The organism is Pseudomonas sp. GW821-FHT07F01, assembly GCF_059418825.1.
The window spans coordinates 487,527-505,481 of sequence record NZ_JBWKQO010000001.1; the positions used below are offsets into that span (position 1 = coordinate 487,527).

19 protein-coding genes and 1 pseudogene are annotated in these 17,955 nt (G+C 66.0%); 8 read left to right on the top strand and 12 right to left on the bottom strand.

Annotated features, from left to right (window positions below; all coding sequences use genetic code 11):
- Positions 1 to 11 precede the first annotated feature (11 nt).
- The 5 genes from AC07R1_RS02280 to AC07R1_RS02300 all read right to left on the bottom strand — a co-directional run bounded on the left by AC07R1_RS02280 (position 12) and on the right by AC07R1_RS02300 (position 5,545).
- Positions 12 to 1,118 carry a DNA alkylation repair protein gene (locus AC07R1_RS02280; protein ID WP_495110054.1) on the bottom strand — a complete coding sequence of 369 codons (1,107 nt, stop codon included), beginning with the start codon at positions 1,116 to 1,118 and terminating at the stop codon, positions 12 to 14.
- Between the two features lie 284 nt (positions 1,119 to 1,402).
- Positions 1,403 to 3,226 (bottom strand): monovalent cation:proton antiporter-2 (CPA2) family protein, encoded by a 1,824-nt coding sequence (locus AC07R1_RS02285; protein WP_011060792.1) that lies wholly within the window; start codon positions 3,224 to 3,226, stop codon positions 1,403 to 1,405.
- A 150-nt stretch (positions 3,227 to 3,376) separates the two neighbouring features.
- The gene (locus tag AC07R1_RS02290; protein WP_125063575.1) at positions 3,377 to 3,901 is read right to left on the bottom strand and encodes a hypothetical protein; all 525 of its coding nucleotides are present in this window, start codon (positions 3,899 to 3,901) and stop codon (positions 3,377 to 3,379) included.
- Positions 3,902 to 3,910: 9 nt separating this feature from the next.
- Positions 3,911 to 4,921 carry a M48 family metallopeptidase gene (locus AC07R1_RS02295; RefSeq protein ID WP_495110055.1) on the bottom strand — a complete coding sequence of 337 codons (1,011 nt, stop codon included), beginning with the start codon at positions 4,919 to 4,921 and terminating at the stop codon, positions 3,911 to 3,913.
- A gap of 24 nt (positions 4,922 to 4,945) precedes the next feature.
- On the bottom strand, positions 4,946 to 5,545 hold the full coding sequence (locus AC07R1_RS02300) for a LemA family protein (protein ID WP_072452305.1): 600 nt from the start codon (positions 5,543 to 5,545) through the stop codon (positions 4,946 to 4,948).
- A gap of 185 nt (positions 5,546 to 5,730) precedes the next feature.
- Between AC07R1_RS02300 and AC07R1_RS02305 the strand changes: the two genes are divergently transcribed.
- The 4 genes from AC07R1_RS02305 to AC07R1_RS02320 all read left to right on the top strand — a co-directional run bounded on the left by AC07R1_RS02305 (position 5,731) and on the right by AC07R1_RS02320 (position 7,438).
- Positions 5,731 to 6,162: a DUF4265 domain-containing protein gene (locus AC07R1_RS02305; RefSeq protein ID WP_495110056.1), complete on the top strand. Its 432-nt coding sequence runs from the start codon at positions 5,731 to 5,733 to the stop codon at positions 6,160 to 6,162.
- A 23-nt stretch (positions 6,163 to 6,185) separates the two neighbouring features.
- Positions 6,186 to 6,578, top strand: coding sequence for an Imm10 family immunity protein (locus AC07R1_RS02310; protein ID WP_401154635.1), 393 nt, complete (start codon positions 6,186 to 6,188; stop codon positions 6,576 to 6,578).
- 76 nt (positions 6,579 to 6,654) lie between these two features.
- Positions 6,655 to 6,993 carry an FKBP-type peptidyl-prolyl cis-trans isomerase gene (locus AC07R1_RS02315; RefSeq protein ID WP_011060802.1) on the top strand — a complete coding sequence of 113 codons (339 nt, stop codon included), beginning with the start codon at positions 6,655 to 6,657 and terminating at the stop codon, positions 6,991 to 6,993.
- 22 nt (positions 6,994 to 7,015) lie between these two features.
- Positions 7,016 to 7,438 carry an NUDIX hydrolase gene (locus AC07R1_RS02320; RefSeq protein ID WP_065363786.1) on the top strand — a complete coding sequence of 141 codons (423 nt, stop codon included), beginning with the start codon at positions 7,016 to 7,018 and terminating at the stop codon, positions 7,436 to 7,438.
- 63 nt (positions 7,439 to 7,501) lie between these two features.
- On the opposite strand, the pseudogene AC07R1_RS02325 reads toward AC07R1_RS02320, so the two are convergent.
- Positions 7,502 to 7,621, bottom strand: a pseudogene (locus AC07R1_RS02325) (sensor domain-containing diguanylate cyclase); the annotation flags it as partial.
- 67 nt (positions 7,622 to 7,688) lie between these two features.
- On the opposite strand from AC07R1_RS02325, the gene AC07R1_RS02330 reads away from it, so the two are divergent.
- Together AC07R1_RS02330 and dmeF are read left to right on the top strand one after the other, a co-directional pair.
- Complete coding sequence (locus AC07R1_RS02330) at positions 7,689 to 7,964, top strand: metal/formaldehyde-sensitive transcriptional repressor (protein WP_011060804.1); 276 nt, start codon at positions 7,689 to 7,691, stop codon at positions 7,962 to 7,964.
- Positions 7,965 to 7,973: 9 nt separating this feature from the next.
- Positions 7,974 to 8,963, top strand: coding sequence for a CDF family Co(II)/Ni(II) efflux transporter DmeF (gene dmeF, locus AC07R1_RS02335; protein ID WP_495110057.1), 990 nt, complete (start codon positions 7,974 to 7,976; stop codon positions 8,961 to 8,963).
- Positions 8,964 to 8,974: 11 nt separating this feature from the next.
- On the opposite strand, the gene AC07R1_RS02340 is transcribed toward dmeF, so the two are convergent.
- Positions 8,975 to 9,613 carry a LysE family translocator gene (locus tag AC07R1_RS02340; protein WP_210458814.1) on the bottom strand — a complete coding sequence of 213 codons (639 nt, stop codon included), beginning with the start codon at positions 9,611 to 9,613 and terminating at the stop codon, positions 8,975 to 8,977.
- A 119-nt stretch (positions 9,614 to 9,732) separates the two neighbouring features.
- Here AC07R1_RS02340 and AC07R1_RS02345 point away from each other — a divergent pair, with 119 nt between their 5' ends.
- Positions 9,733 to 10,665, top strand: a complete 933-nt coding sequence (locus AC07R1_RS02345; RefSeq protein WP_053150902.1) for a LysR substrate-binding domain-containing protein — start codon at positions 9,733 to 9,735, stop codon at positions 10,663 to 10,665.
- Positions 10,666 to 10,678: 13 nt separating this feature from the next.
- Here the strand turns inward: AC07R1_RS02345 and AC07R1_RS02350 are convergent, their stop codons facing one another.
- The 4 genes from AC07R1_RS02350 to AC07R1_RS02365 form a co-directional block, all read right to left on the bottom strand.
- A complete protein-coding gene (locus AC07R1_RS02350; RefSeq protein WP_011060808.1) occupies positions 10,679 to 11,182 on the bottom strand; it encodes a GNAT family N-acetyltransferase in 504 nt (167 codons plus the stop codon).
- A 152-nt stretch (positions 11,183 to 11,334) separates the two neighbouring features.
- Positions 11,335 to 11,826 carry a DUF1543 domain-containing protein gene (locus AC07R1_RS02355; protein WP_019094385.1) on the bottom strand — a complete coding sequence of 164 codons (492 nt, stop codon included), beginning with the start codon at positions 11,824 to 11,826 and terminating at the stop codon, positions 11,335 to 11,337.
- A 94-nt stretch (positions 11,827 to 11,920) separates the two neighbouring features.
- Positions 11,921 to 12,268, bottom strand: a complete 348-nt coding sequence (locus AC07R1_RS02360) for an antibiotic biosynthesis monooxygenase family protein (RefSeq protein WP_047286049.1) — start codon at positions 12,266 to 12,268, stop codon at positions 11,921 to 11,923.
- On the bottom strand, positions 12,265 to 13,404 hold the full coding sequence (locus AC07R1_RS02365; protein WP_495110058.1) for a cytochrome P450: 1,140 nt from the start codon (positions 13,402 to 13,404) through the stop codon (positions 12,265 to 12,267). The genes AC07R1_RS02360 and AC07R1_RS02365 overlap by 4 nt, the downstream gene beginning before the upstream one ends.
- 81 nt (positions 13,405 to 13,485) lie before the next feature.
- On the opposite strand from AC07R1_RS02365, the gene AC07R1_RS02370 reads away from it, so the two are divergent.
- Positions 13,486 to 14,241: an ArsR/SmtB family transcription factor gene (locus tag AC07R1_RS02370; protein ID WP_072452299.1), complete on the top strand. Its 756-nt coding sequence runs from the start codon at positions 13,486 to 13,488 to the stop codon at positions 14,239 to 14,241.
- Positions 14,242 to 14,278: 37 nt separating this feature from the next.
- Here the strand turns inward: AC07R1_RS02370 and AC07R1_RS02375 are convergent, their stop codons facing one another.
- Positions 14,279 to 17,881 (bottom strand): transporter substrate-binding domain-containing protein, encoded by a 3,603-nt coding sequence (locus tag AC07R1_RS02375; protein ID WP_495110059.1) that lies wholly within the window; start codon positions 17,879 to 17,881, stop codon positions 14,279 to 14,281.
- Between the last annotated feature and the right edge of the window lie 74 nt (positions 17,882 to 17,955).

The following is a 17,955-nucleotide window of genomic DNA, read 5'->3' on the forward strand; positions in this document are numbered from 1 at the left end:
TTCCTTGGGGATCAGGGGACGAGCAAGTCGAAATGGCCTGTGGCCAGGGGTTCGCCGTTGACCAGCAATCGCACGCCGTGGCGCCCCGGATAGTGGCGGCGGGTGGTCAGTTCGCGGATCTGCTGGCTGCGGCCAAGCTCCACCTGGGCCAGGCCTTGCAGGGTGAAGGTCTTGAGCTTGAACACCTTGCTCGCGGTGGCGCCGGAGGCCTTGACGTAGTCGATGGCGTAATCCACCACCAGGCGCTGTTCGTGCGAGCAGGTGGAGACCAGGGTCAGGGACAGGTTGAGGCTGTTCCCCAGGCGCAATTGCCCGGGGGCCACCTGGAAGCGGCAAACCTGGACCTCGGCCCGGGCCCCGGCGCCGATCAGCGCCAGGGCCCGGCGGTCGCCCTGCTTGATCAGGCTGCGCAAGGCATGACGGGCGATCCAGCCACTGTGCGGCTGCTCCAGGGGCCAGCCTTCAAGACGTTCCAGGACCCACTGCGGGTGCTCTTTGGTGATGTCGTTGAGGTGGTTGGCCACCGACTTGCGCACGTACAGGCTGGGGTCATTGCGCAGGCGTTCGAGGATCGGCGCCGCCAGTTGCGGGTCGGCCTGCAACTGCTCCAGGCGGAACGACCAGGGCAGGCGCGGGCGGCTGCCTTCGCTGGCCAGGCGGCGTACGTGTTCATCGCTGTCCGTGGCCCACTCGTGCATCACGGCCAGCGTGTGCTGGCAGTCCTGGCGCAAGAAGTGGCGCACGGCGAACTCCGATGAGCCGAAGCCGGTGAAGTACTTCAGCGCCGCCATGGACAGCTCGAAGTCATGCAGGCCGTAGCTGGCCACGTAGTGGGGCAGGAAGATGCACACGAAGCGGCTGTTCAGGCGCGGCGCCAGGGCTTGCAGCAGCTCCAGGCTGCTGGGGTAGTCCAGGCCCAGTACCTGGTGCAGGCTCTCGCTGACCCGGGCCAGGCGCTGCATCAGCGACAGCTCGGCGAGGCCGTGGCCGGCCCGTTGCACGAACCCCTGGCGGTCGAAGGCCGGGTGCACCGCGTGCATGGCGTCGGCGATATGCATCAGGCGCTGCTGGTTGAAGATTTCCTTGAGGGCGGGGGCCTGCTCTTGGGTAGAACTCATGGGGCGTATCCATTCAAAGCCGGGGCGGCGTCCACTCTACACGCCCTCTGCTGACAGAATCTGTCGGTAGCCGCCGGAGGGCGTGTTGCGTCATGCAGATCGTTTTGCGGTGTTGCTGAGGCCGCCTTCGCCGGCAAGCCGGCTCCTACGGTGTGTCGTGCCGGCCTGTAGGAGCTGGCTTGCCAGCGAAGGGTACACCACGGCCCTCAGATCATTCCCCGGCGTCCTTGAGACCGCCTTCGCCAGCAAGCCGACTCCTGCGAGGTGGCGCAGGGCCTGGCGCCTCAGCGCATCGGCGGCAGCGGGCTTTCGATCTGTTCGTCCTGTTCGTCGGCTTCGAACAGCCGGGCCAGTTCGGCGCGGGCTTCCTGGGCGCTTTGCAGGACCTTGGCGGCGTCGTCGTAGACGGCATGCTGGGCCGCCAGCAGTTGTTCGTCGTGCTGGGTGAAACGCTGGATCCGCGAATCGGCCTGGGCCTGGCTCAAGCCCAGCCCCACCAAGGTGCGGCGGCTCATTTCCAGGCTGGAATAGTAGGTCTCCCGCACCGCCTGGGCCCCCAGGTCCACCAGCCGGTGCACGTGCTGGCGGTTGCGCGCCCGGGCGATGATCTTCAGGTGCGGGTAGAGCCGGCTGACCTGCTCGGCGGTCTTGATATTGGTTTCCGGGTCGTCGGTGGCAATGACGAAGTACTCCGCTTCGCCGACCTTGGCCGCGCTGAGGATCTCCGGGCGCAACGGGTCGCCGTAAAACACCGGCATGCCGCCGAAACTGCGGATCAGTTCGATGGTTTCCACCGAAGTGTCCAGGGCCACGAAGGGCACTTTCTGTGCCCGCAGGATCCGCGCCACGATCTGCCCCATGCGGCCCATGCCGGCAATCACCACCCGCGGCCCGTCGGAATCGATCCGGCGATACTCGGCGGGCATTTCCACCGGCTTGGCCTTGGGTTTCAGCCAGCGGGTGCAGGCCAGCAACAGCAGTGGGGTGAGGGCCATGGACAGGGTGATGGTCAGCACCAGCAGGTCATACAGGCGGGGCTCGAACAGGCCCTGGTCGCGGCCGATCTTGAACACCACGAAAGCGAACTCGCCGCCCGCCGCCAGCACCACCCCGAGGCGCACCGCACTCTCGCGTCCCAGGCCACCGGCCAGACGCCCGACCACGAACAGCAGCGGCAGCTTGAGGGCGATCAGCAGCAGGGTCAGGCCCAGCACCGCGATGGGCGCGCTGAGCAGCAGGCTGATATTGGCGCCCATGCCGACGCTGATGAAGAACAGCCCCAGCAGCAGGCCCTTGAAGGGTTCGATCTGTGCTTCCAGCTCGTGGCGGTATTCCGAGTCCGCCAGCAGCAGGCCGGCGAGGAAGGCGCCCAGGGCCATGGACACGCCCACCAGGTCCATCAGCCAGGCGGTGCCGATCACCACCAGCAAGGCAGTGGCGGTGGAGACTTCCGGCAAGCGGGTCTTGGCCACGATGCGAAACACCGGGCGCAGCAGGTAGCGCCCGCCCACCACCACCACGGCGATGCTGCCCAGCACTTGCAGGCCGTGGCGCAGGTCCTCGGCGCTGCTGGTGTGGTGATCGCCACCGGCCAGCACCGGGACCATGGCGATCAGTGGAATGGCGGCGATATCCTGGAACAGCAGGATGGCGAAGGCCATGCGCCCATGAGGGCTGTTCAGCTCCTTGCGTTCGGCCAGGCTTTGCAGGCCCAGGGCGGTGGACGACAGGGCCAGGCCCAGGCCCAGGACAATGGCACTGTTGAGCGACTGGCCGAACAGAAACAGCGCCACCACGCCGATCAGCATCCCGGTCAGCAGCACCTGGGCCAGGCCGACGCCGAACACCGCCTTGCGCATCACCCACAGGCGCTTGGGCGACAGCTCCAGGCCGATGATGAACAACAGCAGCACCACCCCCAGCTCGGAGATATGGCTGACGCTCTGGGGGTTGCCCACCAGGCCCAGCACCGAGGGGCCGATCAGCACCCCGGCCAGCAGGTAGCCGAGCACGGCCCCCAGTTGCAGGCGCTTGGCCAGGGGCACGATGAGCACGGCGGCGCAGAGGAACACGACGGCGGCTTGTAGCAGGTTGCCTTCATGGGGCATGGGCAGGACTCCAGGTAAAACGCTGCGCGGAAGGTTCCATGGCTGATGATAGACAGCCATCGGTGACGCTTTCAGCGGCGGTTGGTCGCCGCGATGATCGGCGCAAAAAAATGAATGCAGGACAAAGGCCGTGGCCGGGTTTGCGGTCCTTCAGAGCAGGTCGCGCCAAAGGCTGTGGGCCCCCTGGGTGTCAGATGGCAATTGGTTGAGCAGGGCAGTGGCGTCATCGCCCTGGTTGTAGAAAACCACAAAGTCGCCGCTGTCGAAGTCGATCCGGAAACCGCAGAGAAAGGTGCGTCCCAGTTCTGGCCAGTTGTCGAACAGCCCCTGCACCCGGACGATCAATGCGCCCTGCAGGTGGCTGGCCGCCAGCCTGGGCAAGAGGTCGCGGGCCTCCCACGCACAGCGCACGCCGGCCTCGAGTTCAAAGCCCTCAGGCAGGCGCATGGGCCTTTGTGCGGCGCCGACGCTTTCCCCGTCAGCGAGCAGGAACAGGCTGACCTGGCTGCCGTCCTGGCCATCCAGTTGCAGGGCGCCACAGCCATCGGTCAGCACCTGCCCGTTGTACAGATACTGGGCGTGGGTCAGTGCCTGCAGGCGCCGGCCCAGCAGACTGGCGGCGGCCTGGAGGTGCTCGGGTTGTGCGGCGGGATTCAGGCGTGGATCGTCAGGCACGTGGGATTCCTACAGGGGGGCAAAGCGCCCATCCCACTGCGGGTCCAGGCGCTGGATGCGCGCAGCCAGCGGTGGGTGGGTGGCCATCAGGCGGCCCAGGCGCAGTTTCACCCCCTGGTGAAAATACAGGTGGCTGTACTGCGCGGCGGCGAAGGCGCGCAGGCGCGAACCGGCGCTGCTGCCGCCGATCTTCTTCAGGGCGCCGGCAATGCCCTGGGGGTTGCGGGTGAACTGCACCGCCGAGGCATCGGCGAGAAACTCGCGCTGACGGCAGATGGCGGCCTTGATCAGGTTGCCCAGCAGGCTGCCCAGGGAACCGAAGACCAGCAGGGCCAGGCCCAGCACGGCGAAGATGATCTGCCAGAAGAAGCGGTGGCGGTCGCTGCCCAGGTGCTGCTTTTCAGCCTGGCGCAGCACCGCGATGCCCGCCAGGCTGAACACCAGCAGGCCGTGGATCACGGCCAGCAGGCGGGTGTTGAGGCGCATGTCGCCGTTGTGAATGTGGCTGAACTCATGAGCCACCATGCCCTGCAACTCGTCGCGGTCGAGGTGGACCAGGGCTCCGCGGGTGATGCCGAGCACGGCCTGCTGCGGGGTCAGTCCGGCGGCGAAGGCGTTGATTGCGTCTTCCGGCAGTACATACACGGCCGGCATGGTGGCGCCCGAGGCCAGGGCCATTTCCTCGACGATATTGAGCAGTCGCTGTTCCTCGCTGCCTCGTGGAGAGTCGTTGATCAAGCGCCCCCCCAGATGCTCGGCGATCATCTTGCCGCCGGCCCGCAGGCGCCAGCTCTTGTACCAACTGCCCAACAGCACCACCAGCAGCATCAGCAGCGCCACCACGGCCACTGCGGTCCAGCTCAAGACCTTGGGCTGCTTGTATTCCTGGCTCAGCTCGCGCCATGCAAGGCCCAGCCCCAGGCTGCTGAGGCTGACCAGGGTGGCTACCGCCAGGGTCATCAATAGCACCAGCTTGAGGGTGTGGCGCCGGGCTCGGGCCTGGTGTTGAAAGAACTTCATGCAGGTTTCCGGGGGCAGGTGCAGTTACTGGAAGGAGACTTTGCTGGCGTCTTGAATGCGCGCGCTGTCGGCAAATTGCAGCAGGGCGGCATCGGCCCGGTGGCCGAACAGCCCGGCGAAAAACAGTGCCGGCACCCGCTGCTTGCACAGGTTGTAGTCGGTCACTGCATCGTTGAAGGCCTGGCGTGCGTAGGCGACCTTGTTCTCGGTGCTGGTCAGTTCTTCGCTGAGTTGCGCCATGTTCTGCGAGGCCTTGAGTTCCGGGTAGGCCTCCAGGCTCAGGTGCAGGCGGTCGAGGACCTGGTCCAGGGCACCCTGGTCCTGGCCCAGGCGGGCGATGCGTGCGCTGTCGCCGGGTTGCGCGGCGGCGGCTTGCAGGCTATCCCGGGCACTGTTGCGGGCCTCGGCCAGGGCGGTCAGGGTCTGGCGCTCGTGCTGCAGGTAGCCCTTGACGGTTTCCAGCAGGTTGGGGATCAGGTCGTAGCGGCGCTTGAGTTGCACCTCGATCTGGGCGAAGGCATTGCGCAGACGGGTACGCCGGGTGGTCAGGCGGTTGTAGAGGCTGACCAGGTACAGCGCCAGAGCGGCGAGCAGCACCAGGGCGACGATATCGGCGGTGGCCATGGGATGTCCTTATCGAGTGAGGCGTGGGGGCGGCAATGGTAACGGAATCTTCCTGTTCGGTGACACACCTTCGCCGGCGACCCGTCAATGATTGCCAAGGGGCGGCAATTCTGCGAAAAAGCGCTCGGCTTGCGCGGGGACCGAAGGGCTCCGCTGCCTTTTATTCAATGAACCAGGGACAGGTGATGGACAAGATCATGCTCAGGTTGACGGTGGTGGACGACTATCCGCCGGTGGCCAGCAAAGGGGTCTGGGCCGAACGCCAGCCCGATGGCCTGTACCGTATCGCCAACCTTCCGTTCTACTCCCAGGATGCCTGTTACGAGGACGACGTCGAAGTCCAGGTGGAGGCCGATGGCCTGAAGTGGTTCAGGCGGGTCGGGCGCAGCAGTGGCAACAGCACGTTGCGCCTGGTGTTCTTTGACGCCGGCAGGGCCCGGACCCCCGAGGTGCTGGCGCGGATCAACGCCCTGGGCTGCAGCTGGGAAGGCATGAGCAAGGCGTTCCTTGCTGTCAATGTGCCTGCCTCGGTGGCGCTGGACAGCGTGCTGGAGTACCTGCAGGAGTGCTTTGAGCAGGATTGGCTGGATTATGAAAGCGGGCTGTTGCGCCAGTGACCGCGAATAAGGAGCAAGGAGCGATGAGTTTGAAATTTCATGCCACTGGCTACAGTGCCTGCACTGAAGACGAGGTGCAGATCCTGGGCTTTGCCGACGACAGGCAGCAGCCCGGGCACTACCTGCTGTTGCAGCGCGCCGAATGCTTTGACGAGCAGGACCGGCAGTTGGGCATGGACACTTACCATGTGGAACTGGGCGGCCAGGCAGTGTCCGGCTATGGCGGCATCCGCCAGGTGCTGCTGGCCCCGGGCCGCCTGACCCTGCATTTTGGCGATTCCCAGGCCTGGTGCCGGGGCTTGCCCAGCCTTGAGATCAGCTGGAAGCCGGGGCTCGCCAGCGTCGAGGAGGTCGCGATGGCGCTGGGGGCGATCTTTCTCGATACCGATACCCTGATCGAGGTTGCGCCACAGTGATTGCCAAGCCGGGGCAATTCTGCGAAAAAGCGCGCCGCAGTCCCGTGACGGGGCAATGCTTGAACGGGAGTGAACCATGAGCGACGAATTGCAGGTCATCGATATCCAGCCGGGCGACGGCAAGGCTGTGGTCAAGGGCGCCTTGATCACCACCCAGTACCGGGGCTTTCTGGAGGACGGCAGCAGCTTCGACTCCTCCTATGATCGTGGCAAACCGTTCCAGTGCGTGATCGGCACCGGCCGGGTGATCAAGGGCTGGGACCAGGGCCTGATGGGCATGCAGGTGGGCGGCAAGCGCAAGCTGCTGGTGCCGGCGCACCTGGGTTATGGCGAGCGTTCCATGGGCGCCATCCCGCCCAATTCCAACCTGATCTTCGAGATCGAGTTGCTGGAAGTGCTGACCCGGGACGATTGAAGGCTTGAGGAGCGAGGGGCCGATGCGTGCCAATAAAGCCTGCCCGGTGGTGCTGCGCCATTCCACCGAGCTGGAGATCCTGGCTTTCCGCCATCCGCTGGCCGGCCTGCAACTGGTCAAGGGCACGGTGGAGGCGGGGGAGTCCACGGCTACTGCGGCCGTTCGCGAGCTGGCGGAAGAGGCCGGTGTCCAGGCCGGGGAAAGCGGTTTCCTGGGGCTCTGGCATTCGGGTTTCTGCGGCCAGGTGTGGGCCTTCCATGAATGCCGGGTGCCAGCGCCGTTGCCGGAAAGCTGGAGCCATTTCGCCGCGGATGACGGCGGCCATCGGTTCGAGTTTTTCTGGCAGCCCCTGGCCAGCCTGCCGTCGGAGCAATGGCACCCGCTGTTCCAGGGCGCCCTGGGATTCCTGCGCCAACGCCTGCTGGGCGAAGGCGCCGAGGCCTAGGCAAGCGGCTTATTGCCCGAGACGGTAGTGGTAGTTGCCGCTGCGCCGGGCCTCGTACATCGCCTGGAAGCCGAACATGCCGTAGATCGCCTCCGACCAGTACAGGCGCTGGGTATCGACCTCCCAGTCCCAGGTGTCGATCCGCGCAAAATACTGGCTGCGCTTGAACCGTTCGGCATCGTCGGGCCGGCTTGCGTTGTCGAGGGCAGGGGAGCAAGATGCGCTCTATATAGGTATAGGGGGTATAGGTATGTCGCACACTCACGCGCAGAAAGATGAGCTGCTCAAGCGGGTCCGGCGCATTCTCGGCCAGGTCCAGGCTGTGGAGCGAGCCCTGGAAAGCGGGGCCGACTGCGGCAAGACCCTGCACCTGGTGGCCGCCACTCGGGGCGCCATCAGCGGCCTGATGGGCGAGATCATCGAAGCCCATGCCCTGGAGCACGTGGCCAACCCCGAGCTCAGCGATGCCGAGCGGGCCCGGGGCGTGGATGAACTGCTTGAAGCCATCCGCCGTTATTCCAAGTAGGAGCCGCTCATGAACCTGTCTCAGCAGGCTGCACACCTGGCCCACGATCATCAGTTTCTCGGTGCTGATCACGACGACAACGCCCGCCGCACGCTGTGGGTGGTGCTGTTGACGGTGGTGATGATGGCGGGGGAGATCGTCGCCGGTTACCTCACCGGTTCCATGGCCCTGCTGGCTGATGGGCTGCACATGGCCACCCACGCCGGGGCCCTGGGCATCGCGGCGGCGGCCTACGGTTTTGCCCGGCGCAATGCCGGCAACCGGCGTTTCAGTTTCGGCACCGGCAAGGTCGGCGACCTGGCGGGCTTTGCCTCGGCCATCATTCTCGGCCTGGTGGCGCTGGGCATTGCCGGCGAATCCCTGGTGCGGCTGTTCCAGCCCACTCGCGTGGCCTTTGGCGAAGCCACGCTGATCGCCGTGGCGGGGTTGCTGGTGAACATTCTCAGCGCCTGGCTGCTGGGCGGGGGGCACGACCATCATGGCCATTCCCACGGCTACTCTCATGATCACGAGCATCACGAGCATCACGAGCATCACGAGCATCACGAGCATCACGAGCATCACCAGTCGCACCGGGCCGGGGGCGACAACAACCTGCGTTCGGCCTATGTGCATGTTTTGGCCGATGCCCTGACGTCGGTGCTGGCCATTGCCGCGCTGCTGGCCGGGCGCTACCTGGGTTGGGTCTGGCTCGACCCGGCGATGGGCATTGTCGGCGCGCTGGTGATTGCCCGCTGGTCCTATGCCCTGATCAAGTCCAGCGCCGCGGTGCTGCTCGATGCCAGCGATGAGCAGGTGGCCGGGCAGATCCGCGCATCGGTGGAAGGGCCGGGGGATGCCAGTATCGTCGACCTGCACGTGTGGCAGGTGGGCCCCGGGGCCCGGGCGGCGATTGTCAGTGTGGTGGCCCGGGCCTCGCTCAGTGCCGAGACCGTGCGTGCGCGCCTGGCCGCGCTGCCCGGGCTGTCGCACCTGACCCTGGAATTGCGCAGCGTCTGAAGCCGGGCGCCTCAGGTGGCGCCCGGGCGGTACAGTTCCAGCAGCGAATAGGCCAGCCCCACCACGGCCACTGCCAGCAGCACCAGGCTCGACACCCCCGTCACCAGGCGCTTGTACTTCAGCGAGAAGCCCTGGCGCGCCACCAGGATATAGGCCCCCAGCACCGCCAGGTCGATCAGTACCCAGACCAGGGTCAGCAGCAGTGCGCTGTGTTCGAAGGTGCGGCCGACCTGGATGAACTGGGGGAAGAACGAGACAAAGAAGATGATGTCCTTGGGGTTGCCGATGCCCACCACAAAGCCGGTGGCCAGGCCCCTGCCGCGTCCGGCCAGGGGCTTGGCCGGTGCTTGCGCAGCGGGTTGGGTGGCCGCCTCGCGTAACCCCTGCACGGCCAGCCAGGCAATGAAGCAGCAGCCCAGCACGCTGATCCAGTGGATCAGCCGTGGGTCCAGGGCCAGCCCGCCGGAGAGCATCAGCACCGCCAGCAGGGCCAGCAGCAACGACGCCGCGTTGGTGCCCAGGGCGGTCAGCAGCGCCTGGCGCGGGCCGGCGTTCATGCTGGTGCTGACGATCAGCGCCACCACCGGCCCCGGGGTCGCCACCAGCATCAGCACGCTCAAGGTATAGGCCAGCAATAACGACATGTTCACATCCACCCGGCAACTCCTCGGTCATTGGCAAAGGCCCTAGCCTGAAGGCTTGAGCCTGCGTTGAAAAACGCAAAAAGCTGTGACCTACTATGATTTTTAATCATGCTGAGTGCTTGCCGATGGTCGAGTCCCTGCCGCCGCTCTATGCCTTGCGCGCCTTTGAAGTGGCGGCCCGTTCCAGCTCCTTCACCCGGGCCGCAGAGGAGCTGTCCCTGACCCAAAGCGCCATCAGCCGGCATATCCGCACCCTGGAAAGCCAGTTCGGCTGCCGCCTGTTCGAGCGCCACGGCCCCAGGTTGGTACTCACGGACGTCGGGCAGCGCCTGGCCCGGGAGCTCAAGGCCGGGTTCCGGATCATCGAGGACGCCTGTCTGCCGCTGCGCAGCGGCAGTGGCCAATTACGCCTCAAGGCCCCTTCGACACTGACCATGCGTTGGCTGCTGCGGGCCCTGGACCAGCTCAAGCACCAGCAGCCGTCGCTGGCGGTGCAACTGGCCAGCGTGTGGATGGATTTCGATCATGTGGATTTTCATGCCGAGCCCTATGACTGCGCGATTCTGCTGGGCAACGGGCAGTTCGGCGCCGGGGTCGAGGCCTGCAAGCTGTTCGATGAGTGGCTGATTCCCATCGGCCCTCCGGAGGCTGTGGATGCGCCGCCCTGGACCCTGGAACGGCTCAGGGAGGCGCCACTGATCCACCCTTCGGCGGACCGCCGCGACTGGCGGCGCTGGCTGCAGGCCCAGGGCCTGCTGGGGCAGGTACGGCTGGACCGGGGCAACGTCTTCGACACCCTGGACCAGGCGATCTGCGCGGCCATGCGTGGCCACGGGCTGTCCATCGCCGACCTGTACCTGGTGGCCGAGGACATCCGCCAGGGCCTGGTCAGCCTGCCGTTTCCCCGTGCGCTGGCCTCGGGGGACGGCTATTACCTGGTGTGGCTGCGGGACAGCCCGCGCCGGGAACAGATCGACGGCCTGCGCGCCTTTCTGCTGGAGCAAGTGGTATCCATCGATGACCTTGAACTGGCTGACCTGACGCCTGGCGCGGGCTGATGGCGGGGCCGCTTCAACGGCGCAGCATGACCCAGTCGCGGTGCAGGTCGGCGCCGCAGGGGAACAGGGTTTCGCCGACCCTCACAAAGCCGTTGCGCTGGTAGAAACGGATCGCCCGGGCATTGTGTTCGTTGACGGTCAGGCGCAGGGGGCCGGGCTGCTGTGCCAGGGTCTGTGCCAGCAGGAACTGGGCGGCGCCACTGCCATGGTGGGCGGCATCCAGGTAGCAACGGGTCAGCTCGGCGATGCCGTCGGCACCGGCCACCCCGAGGTCCTGCGGGTGCAGGTTGACCAGGCTGTAGCCGATGACCCGGTTGTCATCGAGCAGCACCCGCAACTGTTTGCCGGGGGCTTCCAGCAGTGCGCTGAAATGTTCGGGCAGCAGGTTTTCCTGGATAAAGGCCTCGATCTCCGTTGCCGGGGTGTCCGGCGGGCAGGCGAGGGCAAAGGTCTGGCGGGCGATCTGGCTCAGGCGCTGGGTGTCGTCTTGCTGTGCGTTGCGCAAACATAGCGGCATGGCTCTGCTCCCTGAAGAAAAACGCCAGCATAGCCGGCCTGCGCGCGCTTCACTGGCCAGTCAGCCGGTTGCCACAGGATCACACCGCCCCTGTAGGAGCTGGCTTGCCAGCGAAAGGGCCCGCAAGACCGCCTTCGCCGGCCAGCCGGCGGCTACAGGATGATGTAGTCGTTGTGCTGCACGATGCCCTGGTGAGGGCCCTTCACCAGGTGCACGTAGCGGCCGTCCGCCAGGTCGATGGGCAGGCAGTCGTCGACGTCCAGCAGGGCATCGGTGTGGGATTTGTGCCAGTGGGCAAGCATCTGCTGCTTGCCTTTGGCCTTGGCCTGCGCCTTGTCCCGGGCCACCACCAGCAGGTAACGGTGGGCTTCGCCGAAGGTCGCTGCTTCATAGCCGCCCAGGTTGATGAAGTACAGGCGTGGCGCATCCGCCGCCGGGGCCAGGGCGCTGAGTTCGAGCCTGTAGTCGTCGATACCGTCCACCCGCATCCATGAGTCGATGTGCAACCCCGCCGGGCTGCCGAACCAGCCTTCGCGCAGTTGCGGGTAGGCCGCTTCGAGGCTGTCGGCGACCACGAACTGCACATCATGGACTTCGATTTTCGCTCTGGGGTGCTTGCCCCCCAGCATCACCACAAACAGCATGCAGGCTCCTTGTTCCGGGCTAGGTGGTGGCGCGTGCCGCCACCGCGGGCGCACGTTTTACCTCAAGCCGGGCGCCGGGCCAAGGCCGACGGTGTCAGCGGCCATGCAACCGGCGGCTGTCCGCAGGGGCCTGGCAACGCTCTTGCAGTCCATAGTCGCGCAGCACCGTCGCCACCCGCAGCCGGTAGTCGGCAAATACCTCACCGCGGCCCCGGGCCTGCGCCTGGCGGTGGCATTCCAGGTTGCGCCACTGGGCCACGGCCTGCTCGTCACGCCAGAACGACAGGGACAGCAGTTTTTCCGGCTGGGCCAGGCTCTGGAAACGTTCGATGGAGATGAAACCGTCGATCTCCCCCAGCTGGTTTTTCAGCCCGGCCGCCAGCTCCAGGTAGGCGTCGCGCTGGCCCGAAGCTGGCAGTACTTCGAAGATCACCGCGATCATTGTTCGGCCTCCCCGCGGTCGCTGAACAGCGGAATACGCCCGTTGACCGAGGCCAGGTACTGCCAGTCCAGGGCCAGTGCATCCAGGCCGGGGCCCTGCAACAGGGCGCGCAACAGGCATTGGACTATGCCCAGGGCCAGCTCCCGGCCAGGGCAGCGGTGGGCTCCGGCGCCGAAGCTGAAGCCCTGATGCGCCGGGTTGCTGCCGGTAATGGCGGCTAGCGCCGGGTCCTGGTTGGCCGCGGCCAGCAGCACCAGAATGGTTTCGCCGGCTTGCAGTTCCACGCAGTGCACGGTGCAGGGTGCGGTGATGAAGCGCCGGGTGTTCTGCACCGGCGGGTCCAGGCGCTGGCGCTCCAGCAGCCAGTCGCCCAGCAGGCCCGGTTCCTGGCGCAGGCGCTGCTGCATGGCCGGTGCAGCCAGCAGGGCGACCAGGCTGTTGCCGACCAGGCCGGCGCAGGCGTCATGGGTCTGCGCCAGCAGGCCCGCCAGATTGGCCCGCAGGTCCGCTGGAGCAAGCTCACCACTGCGGTCGAGAATCTGCCGCAGCAGCGGGCTGTGTTGCGGGGCCTGCACCAGGGCCTGCATCTGCGCGTCCAGCTCCAGTGCTGCCCGGTCGGCGGCCTGCAATCGGGGCTGATCGCTCAGGGGCGAGAAGCAGGCGACGAATTCCCCGGTGCGCCGGGCGAGTGTTTCGCACTGTTCGGCGGGGACGCCAAGCAGGCTGGCCAGCAACGCCACCGGCAGTACGAACTGCCAGTGTTGCAGGTCGGCGGCGCAGGCCGGAGCCACGAGGGCCGGTTGCCACCTGGCCAGATGGGCCTCCAACCCGGCGGTACAGAGACCCTGCAAGGCCGGCTCGATGGCCGCACGCGGGCAACGCTGGCGCGGGCCATCGTTCATCCGCATCAGGCGGCCGAACAGCTGCCCGGCCGGCCTTCCGGCAATTGCCTGGGGTACCGGCTCGGTACTGGGGCGCACCTGGCAGGCCGGGTGGTCGAGCACCGCTGCCACCGCCGCGGCGCTGCTGGCGACCCATAGCCTGAGGGCGCAATCGTAGGTCAGGCCGCCCCGGGCGCGGAGGCGGGTGTAGTAGAAGTACGGGTCTGAGTGAGTAGCAGCGCTGATCGCGTCCATGATTTATCTCTTTGTTCTGCAGATATCCAGGCTGCTACTATCCTGACCCTTTCGAAGACACGATTCGTCAGGGAGCGAAATATGAATGTAGTGCAGAACGACATAGGGGTATCCCAAGTGGCGGCGGCCATCGCCGAGCCGGCGCGCACCCGCATGCTCTGTGCGCTGATGGACGGCCACGCACGCACCAGCACCGAGCTGGCGGCGATTGCCGAGGTCAGCACCTCTACCGCCAGCGCCCATCTGGCCAAGCTCAAGGAGGCGGGGCTATTGCGGGTGCAGGTCCAGGGCCGGCACCGTTACTACTGCCTCGGCGACCCGCTGGTGGCCCAGGCCCTGGAGGCGCTGATGGTGATCGGCCAGGGCCGCGCACCCAGCTTCACTCCGCGCACCCCGGACCGCCTGCAGTTCGCTCGTACCTGCTACGACCACCTGGCGGGCACCCTGGGGGTGCAGTTGCACGACCGGATGTTCGAGGCCGGCTGGCTGCTGGCGGCCGAGGAGGGTGAGGCCTACCGGGTCAGCGACAGCGGCGAAGAGTTTTTCCGCAGCCTGGGGATCGAGGTGGCCGGGCTCAAGGCCTTGCGTCGACGCTTTGCCTGCCCGTGCCTGGATTGGAGCATGCGCCGTCCGCACCTGGGGGGCGCCCTGGGGGCGGCGCTGTTGCAGGCCTTGCTGGAGCGCAAATGGCTGATCCGGGACCTGGACAGCCGCGCCCTGAGCCTGACCGGCACCGGCGGACGCTACATCAGCAAGCGTTTTGGCATGGCCCTGATCCAGCCGGCCCGGCCGCTGTCGTCCTCGGCCGTCATTGAATTGCAACGCCTCGGCGGCTGAAGCCTGCAAGCTCCAGTTCGAGAGCCCGGGCCGTGCATCATTCGGGCTGCAGGGCATCGAGCAGGTCGCGATCGAGCTCCAGCATGGCCTGCTCCAGGCGAGCCAGTGCGGCCTTGATCTCGGTGCTGGCGGCCCCCTGCAGGCAGGCTCGCTCCAGGTATTCGCATTGCTGGATCAGCACCTGTGCCTTGATGATTTGCGCCGCGCCGCGAATCCGGTGGGCCAGGTCGGCAACCCCCTGGTGGGTCTCGCTGGCCAGCTGCTCGCGGATGTCCATGAGGTCTTTCTGGTTGCTCTGGTGCAAGCCGCGCAGTACTCGCTGGATGACCTTGGGGTTGCCATTGGTGAGGTAGTCGAGTTGCTGGATGTCGTAGCGCTCGCGGGGGGCCTGCGATTGCACGCGGGGCAGGGCGGCCAGGGAGCGCAGGCGCAGATCGAGGTCGGGCAGGGCGATGGGCTTGAACAGGCAGCCGTTCATTCCGGCATCGCGGCAGCGCTGTTCCTCTTCGGGCTGGACATTGGCGGTAAAGCCGAGGATGTGCACGGGCGCGCTCTGCTGTTCGCGTTCGCTCGCACGAATATGCCGGGCCAGTTGATAGCCGCTCATGACCGGCATGTTGCAGTCGGTGATGACCAGGTCGAAGGGCTCCTCTCGCCAGATCTTGAACGCCTCGGCGCCATTGCTCGCCTGGCTCAACGAGTAGCCGAGGTACTTCAACTGCTCGCAGAGCAACTGCCGGTTGGCCTGGCTGTCATCCACCACCAGGATATGCAGCGCCTGCCGCGCGGCGACCGCTGGCGCGGCAGGCGGGAGCACGGTGGGGGCCTGCGGCAGGGCGGGCAGGCGGCTCAGGCGCAGTTGCACCCGCACCTCGGTGCCCAGCCCGGGCTGGCTGTGCAGGGTCAGGGTGCCGCCCATCATTTCGCACAGGGTGCGGCAGATCACCAGCCCCAGGCCAGTGCCGGAACGGGCATCCTGATGCTGCCCGAGCACCTGGCTGAAAGGCTTGAACAGCTGTTGCAGATCGTCGGCGGCGATGCCGATACCGCTGTCCTTGACCGTCAGCAGCAACGCCAGGTACTCCGGTTCGCTGGGCCCGGTTGCCAGGCGCACCTGTACACCGCCTTGCTGGGTGAACTTGATGGCATTGCTGATCAGGTTGGAGAGGATCTGCTTGAAACGCAGTGGATCCACCAGCACGTCGTCAGCGGCGTGGCTGTCCAGCTCCAATTCCAGGCGCAGGCCCTTTTGCCGGGCCAGGCCGTCGAAGACCCGGAACACCGGCTCCACCAGCCCCCGCAGGTTGGCCCGCTCCGGGCTCAGGCTCAGGTGGCCGCTCTCGATCCGGGCGATGTCGAGGATATCGCCGATCAGTTCCAGCAGGGTTTGCGCCGAACTGTAGGCCACCTCGATCGAGGGCCGGTCGAACTGGCCCTGATCGGCGCGCTTGAGCGCCAGTTCGAGCATGCCCAGCACCGCGCTCATGGGCGTGCGGATCTCATGGCTCATGGTGGCCAGGAAGGTGGTCTTGGCCCGGTTGGCCTTGTCTGCCTCATCCTTGGCCTGGGTCAGCTCTTGCAGCAGTTGCTGGCGTTCGCTGATGTCCAGCCAGCCGCCGATGATGCCCTGGATTTCGCCCTCGGCATTTCGATAGGGCAGCATCCAGTGGTAGATCCGCATCTCCTGGCCGCGGATATGCACCGTACGGTCGATCAGCAAGGGCGGGCCGCCGTCGAAGATGCTTTGGAAGTCCTTGGAGAACTGCTCGGCTTCGGGCACCGCCAATTGTTCGAGATCGGTCCCCAGCATGCTCTGGCGATCGGTGCCCATGCTCTTCAGGTAGCTGTCGTTGCAGATCACCAGGCGCCGCTTCAGGTCGCGCACGTAGATCGGGTTGGGCGTGCCGTTGATCAGTGCGTCCATGAAGCGCAACTGATCGTTGAGGGCGTGTTCGGCCTTTTCGCGCTGGCGAACCTGGCGTCGCATGGCGTAGCCCCAGGCCAGGGAGATCAGTAACAGGAGTATCGAACCGGCCCCGGCCAGGTAGAGGGTGGTGCGGTAGTCGCGCCAGGAGGGCGGGGCGACGGCGGCCTTGGAGCGCCAGCGATTGTTGAGCTCGGTGATGGCGTCGGGCGAGATGCTGCGCAAGGACTTGTCGATGATGCTGAACAGCTCCAGCTGGTCACGGCGCACGGCAAAGGATTCATTGAGCAACGGCAGGTCGAGGGCTGGCCTGACCTTGAGCTGGTCCTCCTTGATGCGCGGCAGGTTGAAGCTGACGGCGATTTCCGCCTGCACCGTGCCGTCTGCCTTGTGGTCGCGCAGTAGCGACAGGGCTTCGAAGTTGGTCTGCACCTCTTTGATGCGGATCTGTGGATAGCGCTGGCGCAACTGCGATACCAGGGCATGGCCGCTGCCGATCAACAGGGTCTTGCCGGCCATGTCTTCGAGGCTTTTCGGCGCATCGGCGGCGTCGCGGGTGACCAGCATGTAGGGCCCGACCAGGTAGGGCCGGGTGAATTGCAGGTAGGTTTCGCGCTCTGGGGTGCGCGCCCGGTCGGCAACCATCTGCACCCGGCCGTTGCGCACGGCCTCGTTGAGGTCCTTGAAGCTGGGCAGCGCAGTGATGTCGAAGCTCAGCCCGGTCTTGGCCTCCAGCATGGTCAGCAGGTCGGCGGTAATGCCCAGGTAATTGTTGTCGGCGTCGAAGTAGGACATCGGCGGCAGGTAGCGGTGAATGCCAATGCGCACCACCGGGTTGTTTTCGATCCAGCGCTGTTCCTCGGCCGTCAGGCTGGTTTTCTCCATGCTCAGCAGCAGACGGTCGCCCCAGCGATTGCGGATGCTGGTGCCCTGTTCCTTGTGGACTGCTTGCAGCGCGTTGTCGAGCAGATGCTGCAAGCGTTGGTTGTCGGGGGCCACTGCAAAGCTGAAGCCGCTGGTGCTGGCCGGGCCGCTGTAGATGATCCGCAGGTAGTCGCTGTAGTTGCGCGAGATCAGAAACTGCGCCAGCACTGCGTCGCCAAGCAGCATGTCGGCATCGCCGAAGGCTACCGCGGCCATGGCCGCATCGGCACTGGCGTAGCTTTCGATCCGAGCCTTGGGGTACATGGCCTGGGCCACGGGCAGGCTGATACTGTCCAGGGAAATGGCCAGCCTGTACCCCTGCAAACCGTTTTTCAGCGACGGTGAATCCCCCAGGCGAGCGACCAGTGTCGGGCGATTGGCCAGATAGATCTGGCTGCGCAACAGTTGACGTCGCTCGGCCTCGCCCTGGGTGACGCTGCCCATGAAGTCGATCTCGCCCTTGGCCAGGGCGCTGAACACCTGCTCGCGGGTGTCATAGGCGCGAACGCTGATCTTCACGCCCAGGGCATCGCCCAGCAGGCCGGCATAGTCGGCGGTGATGCCTTCGTATTCCTTGGCTTCGTTGACCATTTCCAGCGGTGGCAGGTTTTGCTGCGAGGTGCCCAGAACCAGTTCACGCTTGTTGCGCAGCCATTGCCAATCGTCGCCGCTCAATGGCAGTGGCTGGTGGTGGGGAGATTCATAGTTGAGCAGTTGCAAGGAGAACGCGGGGTTGGCCATCGCCGGGAGGCATGTCAGCCACATCAGCAGGGGCAGGATGAAGCGAGGCATCGGGGCTCCTGAACGAATTACGGCACACGGATGAGTCGAGAAGGAGTGGCAGGCTGAGTGGCCCGCTATACAAG

What these genes read in the sequence shown, in the direction of transcription:
- AC07R1_RS02355 (WP_019094385.1), bottom strand. Translation starts at nt 11,826, where the DNA reads ATGCTGTTTGTGGTGATGCTGGGGGGCAAGCACCCCAGAGCGAAAATC.
- AC07R1_RS02320 (WP_065363786.1), top strand. Translation starts at nt 7,016, where the DNA reads ATGCGTGCCAATAAAGCCTGCCCGGTGGTGCTGCGCCATTCCACCGAG.
- AC07R1_RS02345 (WP_053150902.1), top strand. Translation starts at nt 9,733, where the DNA reads ATGGTCGAGTCCCTGCCGCCGCTCTATGCCTTGCGCGCCTTTGAAGTG.
- AC07R1_RS02350 (WP_011060808.1), bottom strand. Translation starts at nt 11,182, where the DNA reads ATGCCGCTATGTTTGCGCAACGCACAGCAAGACGACACCCAGCGCCTG.
- dmeF (WP_495110057.1), top strand. Translation starts at nt 7,974, where the DNA reads ATGAACCTGTCTCAGCAGGCTGCACACCTGGCCCACGATCATCAGTTT.
- AC07R1_RS02310 (WP_401154635.1), top strand. Translation starts at nt 6,186, where the DNA reads ATGAGTTTGAAATTTCATGCCACTGGCTACAGTGCCTGCACTGAAGAC.
- AC07R1_RS02375 (WP_495110059.1), bottom strand. Translation starts at nt 17,881, where the DNA reads ATGCCTCGCTTCATCCTGCCCCTGCTGATGTGGCTGACATGCCTCCCG.
- AC07R1_RS02360 (WP_047286049.1), bottom strand. Translation starts at nt 12,268, where the DNA reads ATGATCGCGGTGATCTTCGAAGTACTGCCAGCTTCGGGCCAGCGCGAC.
- AC07R1_RS02280 (WP_495110054.1), bottom strand. Translation starts at nt 1,118, where the DNA reads ATGAGTTCTACCCAAGAGCAGGCCCCCGCCCTCAAGGAAATCTTCAAC.
- AC07R1_RS02330 (WP_011060804.1), top strand. Translation starts at nt 7,689, where the DNA reads ATGTCGCACACTCACGCGCAGAAAGATGAGCTGCTCAAGCGGGTCCGG.
- AC07R1_RS02370 (WP_072452299.1), top strand. Translation starts at nt 13,486, where the DNA reads ATGAATGTAGTGCAGAACGACATAGGGGTATCCCAAGTGGCGGCGGCC.
- AC07R1_RS02315 (WP_011060802.1), top strand. Translation starts at nt 6,655, where the DNA reads ATGAGCGACGAATTGCAGGTCATCGATATCCAGCCGGGCGACGGCAAG.
- AC07R1_RS02285 (WP_011060792.1), bottom strand. Translation starts at nt 3,226, where the DNA reads ATGCCCCATGAAGGCAACCTGCTACAAGCCGCCGTCGTGTTCCTCTGC.
- AC07R1_RS02300 (WP_072452305.1), bottom strand. Translation starts at nt 5,545, where the DNA reads ATGGCCACCGCCGATATCGTCGCCCTGGTGCTGCTCGCCGCTCTGGCG.
- AC07R1_RS02305 (WP_495110056.1), top strand. Translation starts at nt 5,731, where the DNA reads ATGGACAAGATCATGCTCAGGTTGACGGTGGTGGACGACTATCCGCCG.
- AC07R1_RS02295 (WP_495110055.1), bottom strand. Translation starts at nt 4,921, where the DNA reads ATGAAGTTCTTTCAACACCAGGCCCGAGCCCGGCGCCACACCCTCAAG.
- AC07R1_RS02365 (WP_495110058.1), bottom strand. Translation starts at nt 13,404, where the DNA reads ATGGACGCGATCAGCGCTGCTACTCACTCAGACCCGTACTTCTACTAC.